We start from the raw sequence: 17811 nt of genomic DNA on the forward strand, positions 1-17811 counted from the left end.
AATTTATTCTGATTTTTGTACAAATGGACTAAGACGAGACTGATTTTTTCCAAAAGCCTTTTCGTTTTCTATCATTAAATAAGTACTTAATAATGAATGGGTAATAATGGTTTCATTACGATCATGTAATGCAATCGTTACATTTTTCATAATGTTGCGGATATTAGAACCTGTATAAGAATATTCTTTGGCTAAATGTTTCAAGAGGTTTTCATTTTCAAAGGTTATATTTTTAGGTAAATAGTGTTTCCAAAGTGATTCTCTGGTGTTTTCTGTCGGGCGGATTACATTGATAGATACATCTATACGTCGCTTAAAAGCGTCATCCATATTATTTTCGAAATTGGAGGCCAAGATTGTTAATCCGTCAAATTTTTCTATTCTTTGCAATAAATACGACACTTCTTGGTTGGCATAACGGTCATGGGCATCTTTTACATCAGAACGTTTTCCAAACAAAGCATCGGCTTCGTCAAAAAACAGCATGCAATTTTTACCTTGCAGTCTGTTGAATAAAACTTCAAGATTTTTCTCAGTTTCACCAATGTACTTGCTCACCACCTGCGATAGGTCTACATGATACATGTCAATACCATACGTATTAGCAAGTATTCCTGCCAACATCGTTTTTCCTGTTCCCGGAGCACCGTAGAATAAGGCTATAAAACCTGATTTAAAACTATGATCATTGCTTTTAAAAAATCCATTTTCCAATGCTTTTATGTAATGTCCAACGGGTTTTATCTGTGCTCTCACATTATCTTCTAAAATAATATCATCCATTGTGAGATTAGATTTATAAAGTGTTCCCGGAAAGTAAGACCCATGGTCTAATTGTGGTTTTTGACCTGATAAAAAATAGTTTAAATACGCTGTATCCAACTCAATTTTTCCGTGAATAAATTCTGTTGAAGAACGATTGTAAATAATATCGTTTTTTAATAAAATACTGCCTTTTATTAGTTGTGCGCTATAATGCGACCATAATGATAAATCTTTACCTGCAAGCAAAAAAAGTGCGGTTTGAAAAGTAGGTTTAAAGCTACGATTGGCTTTATTGTATTCACCTCCTGCTTCAATAGCAAAAGCACTGCTGCTTTCTTCTATCTGTATAAAAGTTTTTAATATTGATGGATAATGAGCCGAAGCAACACCTAAAGCTAATATTACTCTGTCAATCGCTGTAAGTTGATGTGCATTTACGGTAATAGAGTAAGGTGATTCGTCATTTGATTTTGGTGATTCAGGCACTTCAAAAGCAACATTCAATTCTGTTTCCTCTTCTAAAAACAATTCTTTACATCGCATTTCAATAAGCGATTGCAACCATTTCATTTCTTCATTTAAAGAGGTGTGACTTACATCATTGGTCTGAAATAAATGATTAATTTCTTCAGTTTTTTCATTAACTTTTGTCTTTATTAATGCTTCTTGTTGATGGTTTTCAGTTAAGGAAATAGGAGATTTCATAATTTTATTTTGAGTTATTAGTGTTGAAATGATGATGCTGATTTGAAATCAGTTTTTTAGAGTATTTAAAAAAGTAATTAGCCATTACCAGTTTATAAATATGAATTTTTCCTGCCACGGTAACTTAACAAGACCAAGTCCCCAACCAAGCTTATCTAGTAAAATGTCCTGTGCTTTTCGTTCTACTGTTAGAGTATAATCATGGTCGGTGACAACTAATTTACCAGACCGTTGGAAAAACTCATTTTGTAATAGTGCTGCAGATGATGTTTTCATTGGAGTCCAGTTGTGCTGAACACTTTCTATTACATTTTTAGCTTGTGTTTTATGCTTACGCGAAAGCTTAATATGTTTGTTAATGGTTTGATTCATCGGAATATTACATAAGAACTTTTCAAAAACCAAGTCGTATTCCGGAGCGTTTGTTTTTCCGGTAGCGACATAATGTAATAAATGTGCGCACAATTCAGGATCAATCAGTTGCTGGGTTTTTGGATCCAAAAGATTGCAATGTTCAAAAAAGGTCTTGATGAACGGATGTATCAAAATAAGCCCTGCATTTTGAATATATTGCCCATCATTTTGGCTTAATTCCTCGGGAACTGTTTCATTCTTTTTATCAATTTTTTCCGTCGAAGTTTTTCCGTTTTCAGGATTAACTTTTGAATTATTTTTGATGCTTTCAAGAATTTCATTTTCTTTAATAAAAGGGAATATCTCAACGACTGTTTTCAAGTTTTGATGGTTGTTTTTTGTCTGTGAAAAACTGGTTTGTTCTATTTTTGATATTTGCCGTAAAAGATATTCCCCAAGATTACTATTTGAATTTTTCAGATACTCTGATAATACATTCAATATCAAACGCCATATGATTTGTCTGTCAGTATGACTCAGTTTAGAAAAACGACTTATTACATCAACTTTCAAGTTGATTTTTAAGTCCTTATTTTTTAAAACAATCAGACATAATTGCGCAATCTGTTCGTTTGAGAGTTGATTGATGATTCGCTCCTGAACATTTTGTTTTAACAAAACAGGAATAATACTTTTCTGGAAGTTGTTAGCCAAAATCAAGGTGTCAAATACCTTTGGTTCCAAAAAAGTAATCCTTTTTTTATCTGAATTCCACCAAGGCATAGATCCGTTTTGTAAAAAATAAATAAAAGTCTGAACTATTTTTTCTTGATTTTCAATAAGATATGCTTGGGTGTCACTTTCTGATTCTTGATTTGAATTTTCAATTGGTCTCGTAATTTCAGACAGTTCTTCTTTAAAAAGTTGAGCAATTTTATTTTTTAATTCAGTATTTAATGAGCTGTTTTTCACATCCAAATTCAATTCTAACCGAGGAATTTGGAGTGTATGATCAGCCAATGTATCTTCTAAAGCATTGATGTACTTTTCTATTTCCGGAAAAACATCAATAGACAAAAAGCTACTGATATCATCTTTTATACTATTTGCTTTTTCTTTGTTGTTGACTGTAATTTCAACAAAAACTTTCTGAATTATATGATCTTGCTTCACATTAAATAGGTTTTAATTATATGATATTGGTACTGGTCAGATTGTTTTATTTTATTTGAATTCTCCTCCCCAAAAACCTGCAGGACAAAGACTTAATTTTGATCTTTGTTTCGCGCTCAATCTACATCCACAACCTCTTATAAATCCATCTTTAGGAGCATCTGCGACTTCCAATGTATCAGGATTCATCCATTTTACTGCGTTGCAATTGTTGCCGGTTTTTAAAGGACATGCGTTACAAATTTCTTCTCTTATAGCAAAAACTGCTTCTTCGTTTTGATTAGCCACACCCATTTTTGAGCGTAATTCATTGAAATGGCCGCCAATGATTTCATTGCGCTTGCCAAAAAGATTTTTAATATTCATGTGAATAGTTTTTTAAATTTATTGGGGTCAAAATTAGAGGAAGGCAATGCTTTTTTACGAATAATAAGGCCTCTCTATTCTGTCTTTGCAGTAGATGATGAAATCAGTTCTTAATAAAAAAGGCTTAAAAATTTTAGAAATTATCAGGAATAGAAAAGAGATATTCTGATAAAGAAAACATTGAACTTGCTGACATTTTTTTGGAGCTTAATCCCGCTTTCCATTACAATCTTTTTTTGCAAAAAAGGATTTTCATTACAATCGCGGCTAGGGTTGCAGTCTGTTACTTAAATATTGACAAATATCTACCAAGTTTGTCATCCTGATTTTTATGACAGACTTGGTAGATATGTGCCATGAAGAGAATTAAAATCGACATTTAATTAATGTCCATTTTTAGGCTGAAATAAAATAATTTTTAACAATAAAACCATACCACATTTTCATGTGTACATTTCACTGAGTTTTGATTAAGAGAATTGTTATTTAAAATTTTATTTTTAGTATTTGTTTTAAATATTTGATTTATAGATTGTTATAATAGTTGTTTTTTCATGCTTTATTGAAAAACAAAAATCCTATTTACTGCAAAGACAGGTTTGACCCCTCAAAATATTTGTCTTTTGATTGGGGATGATTGTATGTTTGCACCATAATAATAAAGAACAGAAATTATGATTGATAACGTACTTAAAATTTTACAAAATAAGCTGAACGATCCAATAAATGGATTAAAAGATGACGATGGGGAAGTTAATATAGCTGTTGTTAATAATATCGCAAAACATGAAGACGAAGATTCCACAAATCTTAAAAATAAGGTCGTAATTACCCTATTGACCGTTGAGGAGGAATCTACAATGAAAAACACCCCAAGATATAATAAGCTAAAAACAACGCCGGTTCGCTATGAATTGGAAAGTGCTCCGGCTTATCTGAATTTATATGTAATGATCGCTGCCAACAGAGATGCTTATGACAAATCATTAGCGAATGTTTCAAAAGTGATTGAAATATTTCAGACAAATAACGTGCTGGAGGCTGATGATTACAAATTCAGAATAGAATTGCACTCCATTCCTTTTGAGCAGTTAAGTTATGTCTGGGGATTATTAGGCGGAAAGGTAATGCCTTCTGCATTCTATAAAATCAGTGTAATAAAAATTGCTCCAAACACAGCACCGCTCGATGTTGAATTAATTGATGAGGTAAATATTAAAAGCTTTAAAGTCGATTAATCATAAAAACAAAAATAAAAACTAATAACCTTTAACTTAAATTTTTAAAACATGCCAAATCCAACAACGCCAGGCGTTTCAGTTGAAGAAATTACCAAACTTCCAAATTCAATTTCATTAATAGATACAGCTATGCCTGTATTCATAGGGTATACTGAGCTAATACCCGAAGGCTATGATATTAATAATAGTAAAAATAAAAAGCTTAAAATCAGCTCTCTTTTGGAATTTGAGGATAAGTTTGGAAGAGCAAAAAAGGAAAGTATCCAACTGAAAGATACCAAAGATAAAGGACTAACTCTTATAACACCGGAAGTACAGTTTTTAATGTACTATTCGCTACAGATGTATTTTGCCAATGGTGGCGGTCCATGCTATATTGTTTCAACAGGGACTTATGCTTCGGCTTCAGCAGGAGTGCAGTTATCTTCCCTGAAAAACGGATTAGATAAGATCGAAACCCTAGAAGCTATTAAAGATCCAATTCTTATTGTTTTCCCTGATGCAGTATCATTAACCGAACCAGATTTTTACGACCTTTATAATTATACAATAGGAAAATTAGATACGAAAAATAGGTTTGCCATTTTAGATACATATGAAGGGAATTCTGCAATTACATCAAACAATCTTAATACAATTGGGCACTTTAGAGCTGGAATACTAAGTCCAACCAGCCAAGCTGCAGCTTATTTTCCACATCTACAGACCATTTTGAATTATACTTTTGATGAGAGTGAAACTGCGATCACACATACCGGTTTACAACAAGCAGGACAGAGTAGCGCGACTTTTTACGAAGGGCAGCTTGATGCTTTAGAAGAATTAGGAAGCTTAGCAAGTGAAGAAATCTTGAGCAGATCTGCAAATGCTTCGGTACTTGCCGACTTATTAGGCCAGGCTATTGCAATTGCGGAAGAAATTAATGAAACTGCTGATGATACAGGTCAACCGGGTGATGCAAAGGCAACTTTAGTAGAAGCAATTAATGAGGCAAAATTTGTCTTAAATGCCATACACGACGGAACAATAGACAATTTTGAGATGCCTGAGGATTTAGATGTAGATGCTCCTATTTTTAAGGGAGAATTTGATGACTTAATAAGTGCAATTCTTGGAGTAAAAGACGAAAAAGGAGATGCAGATGGTAAAAAACTTAAAGATTTAAAATTATCGAATTCGGCATTATACAATCAGATAAAAAAAGAGATCGCATCATTAAAAGTTATTTTACCTCCATCATCAGCAATGGCAGGAGTATATGGTAGAGTAGACAATACAAGAGGTGTCTGGAAAGCTCCGGCAAACGTAAGTCTTAAATATGTACTTGCTCCGACAGAAAAAGTTTCAGAACAAGAGCAATCAGGTTTAAATATACATGATACTGGAAAATCAATCAATGCGATCAGAACTTTTACAGGAAAAGGCACTTTGGTTTGGGGAGCAAGAACGCTTCAAGGGAAAGATAAAAACGATGATAGTACAGATAATGTATGGAAATATATTCATGTACGTCGCTATTCTGATATGTTGGAACAATCGATAAACGTAGCGCTCAAAATATTTATTGATGAACCTACTATTCCCTCCACGTATTTAAGAGCAAAAACAATGATAGAAAATTTTCTTAACCAACAATGGATAGAGGGTGCATTAGCCGGAAGTACTCCGAAAGAAGCTTACAAAGTACAAGTTGATGGAACCAAAGATGGAAATATTAATATTTTGAAGGCAACTGTCGAAATAGCATTAGTACGCCCTGCAGAATTTATTGTATTAAAGTTCTCACACAAATTACAACAATCATAAAAAATCAATCACGAACAAAAATTCGAAGTCGTACTTCGAGGAATAATTAATATTAATTTAAAATTTTTAACAAATGAATTACAAAACCCCTGGAGTCTATGTGGAGGAGCAGGAAAAATTTCCACCTTCCGTAGCGCAAGTTGAAACAGCTATTCCCGCTTTTATCGGGTACACAGCAGAAGGAACAAAAAACAAACCAACAAGAATCTCTTCAATGTTGGAATACGAAACCCTTTTTGGTAAAGCAAACCCGGAAGTTTTTGCGGTAGCTTTCAAAGATGGCGTTGCAACAGCAACACAAACTAAGGTAAGCGACTTCAAAATGTATTATGCTATGCAAATGTATTTTGCTAATGGTGGTGGCCCTTGTTATATCGTTTCGGTAGGAGATTACAGCGGTCTGGTGACTGTAGGAACCTCTACAACGGTAGGAACTCTATTATACGGTCTTGAGTTGTTAAAGAAAGAAGACGAGCCTACTCTTATCGTTTTTCCGGATCTTCAAGGTTTAGTCCCTTCTACTGCTGATGTTGCTACTGCTCAAGCCGCTGCTCAAGTTGCAGACAGTAATAAAATTGCGGCGACTGCTGCTAAAGATGCTGCTAAAGCTGTTACAGACGTTGTTGCTGGTGCTAATGTAGATGCCGCTGTGGACGCTGCTGTTGCTAAGGCTATTACTTATATTGTTAATGACCCTAACAATGCACAAATCGCTGCTGCTCAGGCTGCTCAGGCTGTCGTAGATGCTGTTAAGGTTGCTGCTGTTGTTAATAATGCTACTGTTACTACTGTTAAGGCTGCTGCTCAGGTTGTTGCTGATGCTTTTAACACAGATCTTACGACTGTTACAACTATTGCTACAGCTGCTACAGCTGCTAAATCTTTAGCTGTTTCCAGAGCTGGCGATGCTGCTGGTATTAGCCTAACGTACTCTCTGTACAACAAAGCTTTAGATCAGGCAGAATTATTAAAAGACAGATTCGTAATTATGGATGTTCTTGGAGATGATGTTACTTTTAGAAAAGAAGTAGTTGCTACAGGTTTAAACTATGGTGCAGCTTATCATCCAAAGTTAAAAACAGTTTTGAGTTATGATTTCAAGGATGCAGATATTTTAGTTACTGGTGCATCTGGTATTACAAATTTAGCAGCATTGAAATTAGCAAGCTCAGAATTATACAATCAAGCCAAAAAAGCAATTGCATCGAAACAAGTGGTAATGGCTCCATCATCATCAATGGCAGGAGTTTATGCTAAAGTGGACAGTACTTCAGGAGTATTTAAAGCACCGGCTAACCTAGGACTTAACTTCGTTGAAGCTCCAATAGTAAAAATTTCTGACAGAGAGCAGGATGCTCTTAATGTAGATCCAACATCGGGAAAATCAATTAACGCGATCAGAACTTTTACAGGAAAAGGAACATTAGTTTGGGGCGCAAGAACACTGGACGGAAACAGTAATGAGTGGAGATATGTTTCTGTACGTCGTTTCTTCAACATGGTGGAAGAATCTGTGAAAAAATCTACAGAACGTTTCGTTTTCGAACCGAATACTGCTAATACTTGGATTCGTGTACAAACGATGATCGAGAATTTCCTTAATCAACAATGGCAAGACGGCGCATTGGCTGGAAGCAAACCTGAAGAAGCTTACTACGTAAGTGTTGGTTTAAACAAAACAATGTCTGCTCAGGATATTTTGGAAGGAAGAATGGTCATTGAAGTTGGTATGGCTGCGGTTCGTCCTGCTGAATTTATTGTGCTACGTTTTTCACACAAGTTGCAAGAAGCATAAAATAATTAAACTAAATAACAATTAAATATAAATAAAATTATGAGTACATATCCATTAGTAAAGTTTGCCTTTGAAGTAGATTGGGGCGGAACAAAAGTAGGTTTTCAAGAAGTATCTGGTTTAAATATTGAAGCTGGTCTTATTGAATACAGACATGGAGCAAGTCCGGATTTCAGCAAAATTAAAATGCCCGGATTGAAAGTTTTCAATAACATTACTTTAAAGAGAGGAACTTTCAAACAAGATAACGAGTTTTTCGCTTGGTTCCAGTCAATTCAATTGAATACAGTAGAAAGAAGATCAATTACTATCTCACTTTTAGACGAAAACGGAGAGCCTGCAGTCACTTGGAAAGTGAAAAATGCATTCCCACTTAAATTACAGTCAACAGATTTAAAAGCTGAAGGTAATGAGGTTGCTATTGAAACTTTAGAATTGGCACACGAAGGATTAACTATTGAAAATAACTAATTATTAACATTAAATTTTAAAAAAAATGAATTACAAAACACCTGGAGTCTACGTAGAGGAAATCGCAAAATTCCCACCATCTGTAGCACAAGTAGAAACGGCTATTCCTGCTTTTATCGGATATACTGAAAAAGGGCCAAAAAATGAACCAACAAGAATCTCTTCTATGTTGGAATACGAAACAATTTTTGGAAAAGCAAAAAACGAAGCTTTTACATTTGCTGTAGTTGCAGAAACTACTACACCGCCAATTAAACCTAGAACAGTTACTGCCGAGTTAACAGCGCCTAATCTTTTCAAAATGTATTATGCTATGCAGATGTATTTTGCTAATGGCGGTGGACCATGTTATATTGTTTCTGCTGGAGAATCGGCTGGCTATCCAGCTTCGGTAGTGAAATCTGAATTGGAAAAGGGTCTTAATACTTTAGAGAAAGAAGACGAACCGACTCTTATTGTTTTCCCAGATGCTGAAGGTTTAAGTTCAGACAACGCTTATGATTTGTATGGACAAGCTTTAGATCATGCAGGATTGATGAAAGACAGATTTGTTATCATGGATGTTATTGGAAATAACGACGCAACTGCGGTTGATGAGTTTAGACTAAAACTGGATAGCAGCGAAAATTTAAAATATGGTGCGGCTTATTATCCAAAATTAGAAACAGTTTTAAGCTATAGCTATGATCCAGCGATTACTGTTGGAACTAATACTTTAGAATATTGGAAAACTAATGACTCTGAATTGTATAACTTAGCTAAAGCAGCAATCGAGTCTAACAAAGTAGTAATGGCTCCATCATCAACAATGGCCGGAGTTTATGCTAAAGTAGACAGTACTTCAGGAGTATTTAAAGCACCTGCTAACATTGGACTAAACTATGTAGTAGCACCTAAAGTAAAAATCTCTCATGAAGATCAAGAAATTCTTAACGTAGATCCAACTGCTGGAAAATCAATTAACGCGATCAGAACTTTTACAGGAAAAGGAACATTAGTTTGGGGAGCAAGAACGTTAGACGGAAACAGCAATGAATGGAGATATGTATCAGTACGTCGTTTCTTCAACATGGTGGAAGAATCTGTGAAAAAATCTACAGAACGTTTCGTTTTCGAACCTAATACTGCTAATACATGGATTCGTGTACAAACGATGATCGAGAATTTCCTTAATCAACAATGGCAAGACGGCGCATTGGCTGGAAGCAAACCTGAAGAAGCTTATTACGTAAGTGTTGGTTTGAACAAAACCATGTCTGCTCAGGATATTTTGGAAGGAAGAATGGTCATTGAAATTGGTATGGCTGCGGTGCGTCCTGCTGAATTTATTGTGTTACGTTTTTCACACAAGTTGCAAGAAGCATAAATTAATTAAACTAAATAACAATTAAATATAAATAAAATTATGAGTACATATCCATTAGTGAAATTTGCCTTTGAAGTAGATTGGGGCGGAACAAAAGTAGGTTTTCAAGAAGTATCTGGTTTAAATATTGAAGCTGGTCTTATTGAATACAGACATGGAGCAAGTCCGGATTTCAGCAAAATTAAAATGCCTGGATTGAAAGTTTTCAATAACATTACTTTAAAAAGAGGAACTTTCAAACAAGATAACGAGTTTTTTGCTTGGTTCCAATCAATTCAATTGAATACAGTAGAAAGGAGATCAATTACCATTTCACTTTTAGATGAGAACGGAGAGCCTGCAGTAACTTGGAAAGTGAAAAATGCATTCCCACTTAAATTACAGTCAACAGATTTAAAAGCTGAAGGTAATGAGGTTGCTATTGAAACTTTAGAATTGGCACACGAAGGATTAACTATTGAAAATAACTAATCATGGCTATCTTATATCCTCCAACTAGTTTCTCATTTATTGTTAACGGGATTTCAACAACAGAGGGTATTGACTCCAGATTTCAGTCTATATCTGGTTTATCAACAGAAATTGCAACTGAAGAATACGCCGAAGGAGGCGAAAACAGATTTCTTCATCAACTTCCTTTGAGACCAAAATATGATAATTTAGTTCTTAAGCGTGGATTAATTGTAAGTTCCGGATTGATAAGCTGGTGTAGAAATGCTATGGAAAACTTCCAGTTTGAACCCCGAGACCTGATCATTACTCTTTCAGGAGGACTACAATCTACAGCACCTTTAATGGTTTGGAACGTAGTTGGGGCATACCCAGTAAAATGGAACGTTTCAGAATTCAACGCAGAAGAAAGCAAACTTGCTATTGAAACAATAGAACTGAAATATAGATATTTCACAATACCTTCATCGTTAGCAAGCTTAGGCTTGTAATTTCTAAATCTAATCTAAGCACCTGAAAGTGTGTTAGTCTTCAGATAACATTCAGCAAAAATTTTTCAGATAAAAAAAACAAAAGATTGGTCTATAACAAGACTGAACACACTCTTTATGTGCTTAGATTTTTAAAAATAAACATGTTAAATCATTGGTTATTAGTGTTTTGAATATTAATAATTGATTAAAAAACAAACGAAATGCCAATAGAAATAAAAGAGCTTCACATTAAAATAAATGTGGACGAGAAAACAGCAGCAACGACAACTGCGACATCAGTTGATGAAGCAAAGATTATGCGGGCAGTTAGCGAAAGTGTAGAGCAGGTAGTAAATATTGAACAACGTAAAAAAGAGAGATAATGAGAGGAGCAATTCAAAAACTAACGATAGGGACTTATAAAGACTCTGATTATGAAAGACGAATTAAGGTGGGTGCTTTTAAAGCTTTTATCAATCCTACAGGTTTTTCTATGACGTATAAAACGAAGTATAATTCAGATCAGGCAGATGGTAATTCTAAGCCCAATTTAGGATATACTTCATCGGCGGCACCTGATTTACAATTAGAGTTTTTATTTGATGGGACAGGAGTAACGGAAGCGAATTCCGGTATTAAACTTATCAATAAAATTAAAGGAAAATCGTTTGCTAAAACAGCTGTAACAAAACAGATTAATGATTTTTATAAGGCTACTGGTGAGCTTGAAGGATCCATTCATAAACCCTATAATGTTATTCTTAATTGGGGTAGTTTCGAGTTTAAAGGAGTGCTTTCGGAACTAACTATAGAATATAAATTATTTGATAACGAAGGGCAACCTTTAAGAGCTATAGGAAAGGCAACATTCAGCGAATCAACAAGTCCGAAACTTGCTGGTAAAATTGAAGATAAGCAATCTCCGGATCTTACTCACAAAAGAACAGTGCAAGATGGAGATACATTGCCCTTAATGACTGAAAGAATTTACGGAGATTCCAAATACTATCTTGAAGTAGCTAAAGTAAATAAACTTGTTAATTTCAGACAATTAATACCTGGGCAGGATCTATACTTTCCGCCATTAGAAAAAGTATCATAATATGAATAATAGCGGATACATACAAACAGCAAAAAATCCAGATCTAGTAACCTTTAAGATTATGTCAGGAGGTACAGAATTGCCTGGTAAGTACGGTGTGAAAAGCATTGTAGTGGAGAAAGAAGTCAACAGAATTCCTTATGCCCGCATCGTTATTTTAGACGGAAGTGTGCCGGAACAGGATTTCAAATTAAGTAATGAAGATCTATTAATTCCTGGGAAAGAAATTGAAATTACTGCCGGATATCACTCTGAAGAAGAGACCATTTTTAAAGGAATTGTTGTAAAACACAATATAAAAATCAGAAACGGTTCTTCTTACCTCATCGTAGAATGCAGAGATAAAGCTGTAAAAATGACTTTAGGAAGAAAAAGTAAATATTTCTACGAAAGTACAGACAGCGATGTCATGGAAGAACTTATTGGTAATAACGGACTTACTGCCGATGTGGAAGCTACTTCAAATTCTCATAAAGAATTGGTTCAGTATCAGGCTTCTGATTGGGATTTTATGTTGACCAGAGCACAGGCCAACGGTAAATTGTGTTTTGTTGAAGATGGAACTATCAAAATAGCTAAACCTGATTTTAGTGGTGAAACCTTAGAAACAGTGGTTTACGGATCATCTGTACATGAATTTGACGGTGAAATTGACGCGAGAGATCAATTCAACAAAATTACAGCCAAAACTTGGAGCTATACCGATCAGGAATTAACGGAAGTTGAAGCTCAGGATCCGGCAATTAATCTCAATGGAAATCTTTCTTCCGGTGATCTAGCAAAAGTTTTTGGAATTGAAGATCTACAACTTAAACACGGCGGAAATCTTACGCAAGGCGAGCTACAGGAATGGGGCGATGCTAAAGCAACTTTTCAACAGTTAGCAAAAACAAGAGGAAGAGTAAAATTCCAGGGAATTCCATCGGTGAAACCGGGAGTTTCATTAACGCTTCAAGGTGTAGGAAACAGATTCAACGGAAAGATTTACGTTACAGGTGTTCGTCACGAAATAGCCGAAGGAAATTGGTTAGTAGACGCTCAATTTGGACTTTCTCCAACATGGTTTTCAGAAACTTATGATGTCAGCGAAATGCCAGGTTCAGGAATTATGCCTGCAATTAGCGGATTACATATCGGTGTCGTATCACAATTGGAATCTGATCCGGATGGTGAAGATAGAATTTTAGTGCAAATCCCAATTATTAATAATGAAGAGGAGGGAATTTGGGCAAGAATTGCCACTCTTGATGCGGGAGAAAACAGAGGATCATTTTTCAGACCGGAAATTGGTGATGAGGTCATCATCGGATTCATTAATGACGATCCTAATGATGCAGTTGTCCTTGGAATGCTGAATAGCAGCGCAAAACCTGCTCCAATTGTAGCTTCTGATGATAATCACGAAAAAGGATTTGTAACCCGAAGCGAAATGAAAATGATTTTTAATGACGACAAGATTTCATACACGCTTGAAACTCCAAAAGGCAAAAAATTAATTGTAGATGAAGATGCAGACATCATTAAAATTGAAGATGAACATTCTAATATTCTTACGCTTAATAAAGACGGGATTAGTATAGAAAGTGGGAAAGACATCAAGATCAAAGCAAAAGGTGACATTACGATGGAAGGAACCAATATCAATGTAAAAGCATCTGCACAATTCAAAGCTGAAGGAAGTTCTGGCTCAGAGCTTAAATCAGGAGCAGTAACAGTCGTAAAAGGATCTCAAGTTAAAATTAATTAATCATGAAACCAGCAGCAAGAATTACAGACATGCATACTTGTCCTATGGTCACGGGAACTGTTCCACATGTAGGCGGCCCAATAATTCCGGCAGGAGAACCTACAGTACTTATTGGAGGAATGCCTGCAGCAAGAGTGGGAGACAAAGCAGTATGCACAGGTCCATTAGACACCATTGCATCAGGATCTTCAAGTGTTTTGATAGGCGGAAAACAAGCCGCAAGAATGGGAGATTCTACAGCGCATGGAGGGGTAATCACCGCAGGTGAAGCTACTGTTTTAATAGGCGGATGATATTTAAGGATAGGTTATGAGCCACCATTTAAATATGATCTAACTAAAACTAAAAATGTAAAACATCCATAACAAAACGGTTAGAACAACCAAAACTCTATGTTACAGATGCAAGATGTTACAATTAAATATAATACAAATAACGTATGAAAATAAATACAGATTTTTTAGGAATAGGCTGGAGTTTTCCGCCTGAGTTTAATGAGACTGAAGGAAAACTGTCAATGACCACCGATGTAGAAGACATCAATAATAGTCTTATTATTTTGTTGTCAACACGCCCGGGTGAACGTGTAATGTTCCCTGACTACGGATGCGATCTGCAGGAAATGCTCTTCAAACCTCTAGACTTAACGCTTATCACTCAAATGAAAGGAATCGTTGAGCGTGCTATTCTATATCATGAACCTAGAATAAACATTTTAAGTATTGAAATTGATACTCAGGAAGAACTTGAAGGAGAAGTTTTGATAGAAATTGACTACGAAGTAAGAAATACTAATACAAGAAGCAATATTGTTTTTCCTTTCTATAAAGGAGAAGCTACTGAAATATAATGAATTACGGGATGTCTGTAGCCATTTTGAATACTACCAAACATTACATAAGTATTGCATCTGACCATAGAAAGATAAATATAAACAAATGAAAAAAACAGATACATTTTCACATTATCGTGAAGGAAAATCACAAATGCAGCGCTTTTTAGCAGAATTAGATCCTAGCAATCTTGAATTACACGATTTCGATCTGTTTGATTGGCTATTATTCGCAAATAATTTTGCTAAGCGTGTAAACTACTTTGACAAAGATGATAATACAACACCACAAGGAAACTGGGGAAACTTCTTCTTGGGTGATGATACTGGTGATGCTGTTCCAAGAAGAGAAAGCGTTGAGTATAAAAGTATGAAAAAACAGGTTACAGATCTTATGTCCCAGTTTGAACAAGACAGCAATTTGACCCCACACCTGACATTATTTGTTTGCTTTTTAAAATTATTAGATTTCTCAAAAAAAGCCTTCAATAATTTAACGAAAAGGCATTTGGACTTCTATTATAATGAAATTCTCCAAATTGAAAAAAATGATGCCAAATCAGACAAAGCCTATGTGATTTTTGAATTGGCAAAAAAAGCAATTCAGGAGAAAATCCCTAGCGGTACATTGCTGGATGGTGATAAAGACGCAAATGGAAAAAAACGAATTTACAAAACAGGTGATGAGCTTATTGCCAATCAGGCAAAAGTAGTTGAAATCAAAAGTTTTTTAAACGATGTCGAAAAAAGAGAGCTGAAAATGGCTCCGGCAGCAAATACTGCAGACGGCATTGGTGATAAATTACCGGATGACAGCAACTATTGGTGGCCATTTGGATATAATTCTGATGAAACAGTTTCGAATAAATCTATTTACAAAGAACTTCCAAAAGCTAAACTAGGTTTTTCGGTGGCGTCATCATTATTTGATTTAAAAGAAGGTGAGCGAACAGTTACTCTTAGAATAGATTTTAATAAAAATTCGACTCAAAGATTACAGAATCTTTCAAAAACTGATATTGAAAATAATATCAAAGTGCTTTGTAGTGGTGAAAAAGAATGGTTATCGGGCATCGTTTTAAAATGTATTAGAAACGAAGAGCAAACATTAGAACTTTCTTTCACATTATCCAAAGATTTCCCGGCAGTCGTAAAATACGACAAGGAAGTATTGTTAGAAACATTTCAAACGGATTTTCCTGTTGTAAGGTTTATGATCGAAGGTGAAAAATACTACGATATTTATGAAGCTCTTTCAGAAAAATTAATAAAAAATATAGAAGTAGCAGTTGATGTAAAAGGAGTAAAATCGGTTCAGATAGAGAATGACAGTAGTACATTAAATTCAGAAAAACCTTATTATCCATTTACTGCTCAACCTATTAAAGGATCTAATTTTTATATCAAATGTCCTGAAATGTTTTCCAAAAAATGGCTAAATGCAGACATTACCATCAATTGGAAAAATACTCCGGAATCTATAAAAGATTTATACAATGGATATATCATTAAGCCTAATCAAAACATCAGTTTAAAAGATTTTGAAGGGTTAAAAACCTCATCAATTGTAGATTCTGATGCTTATTTTACAGCAGATACCGCATTGTTGGAAAAAGAAATCTGGCATGCTAAAGCGAATGATATTGATGTATTTAAAAAAGTAGATGGTGGGTATAAAACCCAATTTTCAATCAATAATACAAGTAATGAATCAGGCACAAGTGAGTCTATCCGGTTGACATTCAACCAATCATCATTACAGGATGTTTATCCTAAGCTGTATACACTGGCATTATCAAGTGATCCGAAAGTAGGAAAACTTATTCCGAACGAACCTTATATTCCTTTTGCTGAAGATATCGAACTGAATTACAGCGCCAAGGAAAATGCATACTCATATTTAAGTAAAGATGCTGATGGGGAAGCTTCAAAAAGTAAAGGAGTACAATTGTATCATGAAGATGCATTCGGACAATACGAAAAAGAAGTTGAAATTAAGAGTATTGTACCTGTACACCAAAATGGTGGTGAATTATACATCGGTTTGGAGGCGCTGCCACAAACGACAGTTTCACTATTAATCCAAATGCTGGAAGGAAGTGAAAATCCTTTGGTTGATACTTTCGAAGAAAAAGAGTTTATAGAATGGAATATTCTTTCAAATAATACTTGGATTGATTTGTCGGATTATATGTTGAAAAATGAAACCAGAAGATTTTTGGAATCAGGTATTGTAAAGTTCAACATTCCTAAAGATATCAACACCAACCATACAAGATTTACTAACGGATTGGTTTGGATCAGAGCGAAATCAAAAAGAAGTTATGATGCGGTTTGTAAAGTTCAGGGAATTTATACTCAGGCTGTTTTAGCAACATTCCAGAATCAGGATAACGATTTATCTCACTTAAATAACGGATTAGAAGCAAACACCATTAATAAGCTTATCACCAGAGTTCCTCAGGTAAAATCGGTTAGCCAGCCTTACAACTCGTTCGATGGTAAATATAAAGAAACAGATACAGAGTTTTACAGACGCGTAAGTGAGCGATTAAGACATAAAAATAGAGCCATTACGCAATGGGATTACGAACATTTGGTATTACAGGAATTCTCGGAAGTTTTCAAGGTAAAATGTTTAAATCATACTTCTGAAAAATCCTATATGGCTCCAGGCCATGTAACCCTTATGGTGGTACCGAATATTAAAAATAAAAATGCTTTTGACGTCTATCAACCTAGAGTAAGTAGAGCAAGTCTGAATAAAATTCAAAATTATGTGAATGAATTAAATACGATGCATGTTAACGCTCAAGTAATTAATCCAAATTATAAAGAAGCAAAAGTAGATACAAAGGTAAAATTCTTTGAACAGTATGATGAAACATTTTATACAAGACAACTAGACGAAGATATTAAAAAATATATATCGCCTTGGGCTTTTACAGATTCTAAAGATATTGATTTTAACGTGAAACTAAATGTAAATCAAATGATTAACTACTTAGAGCAACTGTATTATGTAGATTACATTGATGAAATAAAAATATTGGTGAATAATGTTTTACAAACACAATCATTAATCGAAGTAGATCCAAAATCAATTTTGGTATCTGCCAAACAACACAATGTTACTATTGCAGATCAAGTATGTATTTAATAACA

General features: G+C 34.7%; 16 protein-coding genes. 13 read left to right on the top strand and 3 right to left on the bottom strand.

Translation table 11 applies throughout. The features are described from left to right. Positions 1-3: 3 nt before the first annotated feature. From A0O34_RS16510 to A0O34_RS16520, 3 genes are all read right to left on the bottom strand, one after another. Positions 4-1470 carry an ATP-binding protein gene (locus A0O34_RS16510; protein ID WP_066757021.1) on the bottom strand — a complete coding sequence of 489 codons (1467 nt, stop codon included), beginning with the start codon at positions 1468-1470 and terminating at the stop codon, positions 4-6. 84 nt (positions 1471-1554) lie between these two features. Further along, positions 1555-2997 (bottom strand): contractile injection system tape measure protein, encoded by a 1443-nt coding sequence (locus tag A0O34_RS16515; protein WP_066757024.1) that lies wholly within the window; start codon positions 2995-2997, stop codon positions 1555-1557. 51 nt (positions 2998-3048) lie between these two features. Then, positions 3049-3363, bottom strand: coding sequence for a hypothetical protein (locus tag A0O34_RS16520; protein ID WP_066757027.1), 315 nt, complete (start codon positions 3361-3363; stop codon positions 3049-3051). Positions 3364-4037: 674 nt separating this feature from the next. Here A0O34_RS16520 and A0O34_RS16525 point away from each other — a divergent pair. The 13 genes from A0O34_RS16525 (at position 4038) to A0O34_RS16580 (ending at position 17806) form a co-directional block, all read left to right on the top strand. Next, positions 4038-4601 (top strand): Pvc16 family protein, encoded by a 564-nt coding sequence (locus A0O34_RS16525; RefSeq protein WP_066757031.1) that lies wholly within the window; start codon positions 4038-4040, stop codon positions 4599-4601. A 51-nt stretch (positions 4602-4652) separates the two neighbouring features. Next, a complete protein-coding gene (locus A0O34_RS16530) occupies positions 4653-6410 on the top strand; it encodes a phage tail sheath family protein (RefSeq protein ID WP_066757033.1) in 1758 nt (585 codons plus the stop codon). Positions 6411-6483: 73 nt separating this feature from the next. Continuing rightward, entirely contained in the window at positions 6484-8205 is a 1722-nt protein-coding gene (locus tag A0O34_RS22630; RefSeq protein ID WP_066757035.1) for a phage tail sheath family protein, read from the top strand. A 39-nt stretch (positions 8206-8244) separates the two neighbouring features. Next, positions 8245-8676: a phage tail protein gene (locus A0O34_RS16540; protein WP_066757038.1), complete on the top strand. Its 432-nt coding sequence runs from the start codon at positions 8245-8247 to the stop codon at positions 8674-8676. Between the two features lie 25 nt (positions 8677-8701). Next, positions 8702-10042, top strand: coding sequence for a phage tail sheath family protein (locus A0O34_RS16545; protein WP_066757041.1), 1341 nt, complete (start codon positions 8702-8704; stop codon positions 10040-10042). A gap of 39 nt (positions 10043-10081) precedes the next feature. Then, entirely contained in the window at positions 10082-10513 is a 432-nt protein-coding gene (locus A0O34_RS16550; RefSeq protein ID WP_066757038.1) for a phage tail protein, read from the top strand. Positions 10514-10515: 2 nt separating this feature from the next. Next, positions 10516-10983, top strand: a complete 468-nt coding sequence (locus tag A0O34_RS16555; RefSeq protein ID WP_066757044.1) for a phage tail protein — start codon at positions 10516-10518, stop codon at positions 10981-10983. Positions 10984-11186: 203 nt separating this feature from the next. Continuing rightward, complete coding sequence (locus A0O34_RS22530; protein ID WP_169816839.1) at positions 11187-11348, top strand: DUF5908 family protein; 162 nt, start codon at positions 11187-11189, stop codon at positions 11346-11348. Beyond that, entirely contained in the window at positions 11348-12067 is a 720-nt protein-coding gene (locus A0O34_RS16560; RefSeq protein ID WP_066757047.1) for a CIS tube protein, read from the top strand. Before A0O34_RS22530 ends, A0O34_RS16560 begins: the two co-directional genes overlap by 1 nt. A 1-nt stretch (position 12068) precedes the next feature. Further along, positions 12069-13814 carry a type VI secretion system tip protein VgrG gene (gene vgrG, locus A0O34_RS16565; RefSeq protein ID WP_066757049.1) on the top strand — a complete coding sequence of 582 codons (1746 nt, stop codon included), beginning with the start codon at positions 12069-12071 and terminating at the stop codon, positions 13812-13814. Between the two features lie 2 nt (positions 13815-13816). Then, complete coding sequence (locus A0O34_RS16570; RefSeq protein WP_066757051.1) at positions 13817-14107, top strand: PAAR domain-containing protein; 291 nt, start codon at positions 13817-13819, stop codon at positions 14105-14107. A gap of 146 nt (positions 14108-14253) precedes the next feature. Beyond that, positions 14254-14664 (top strand): GPW/gp25 family protein, encoded by a 411-nt coding sequence (locus A0O34_RS16575; RefSeq protein ID WP_066757053.1) that lies wholly within the window; start codon positions 14254-14256, stop codon positions 14662-14664. An 88-nt stretch (positions 14665-14752) separates the two neighbouring features. Next, positions 14753-17806, top strand: a complete 3054-nt coding sequence (locus tag A0O34_RS16580; RefSeq protein WP_066757055.1) for a baseplate J/gp47 family protein — start codon at positions 14753-14755, stop codon at positions 17804-17806. Positions 17807-17811 lie beyond the last annotated feature (5 nt).

It is taken from the genome of Chryseobacterium glaciei, from assembly GCF_001648155.1.
Lineage (GTDB): Bacteria > Bacteroidota > Bacteroidia > Flavobacteriales > Weeksellaceae > Chryseobacterium > Chryseobacterium glaciei.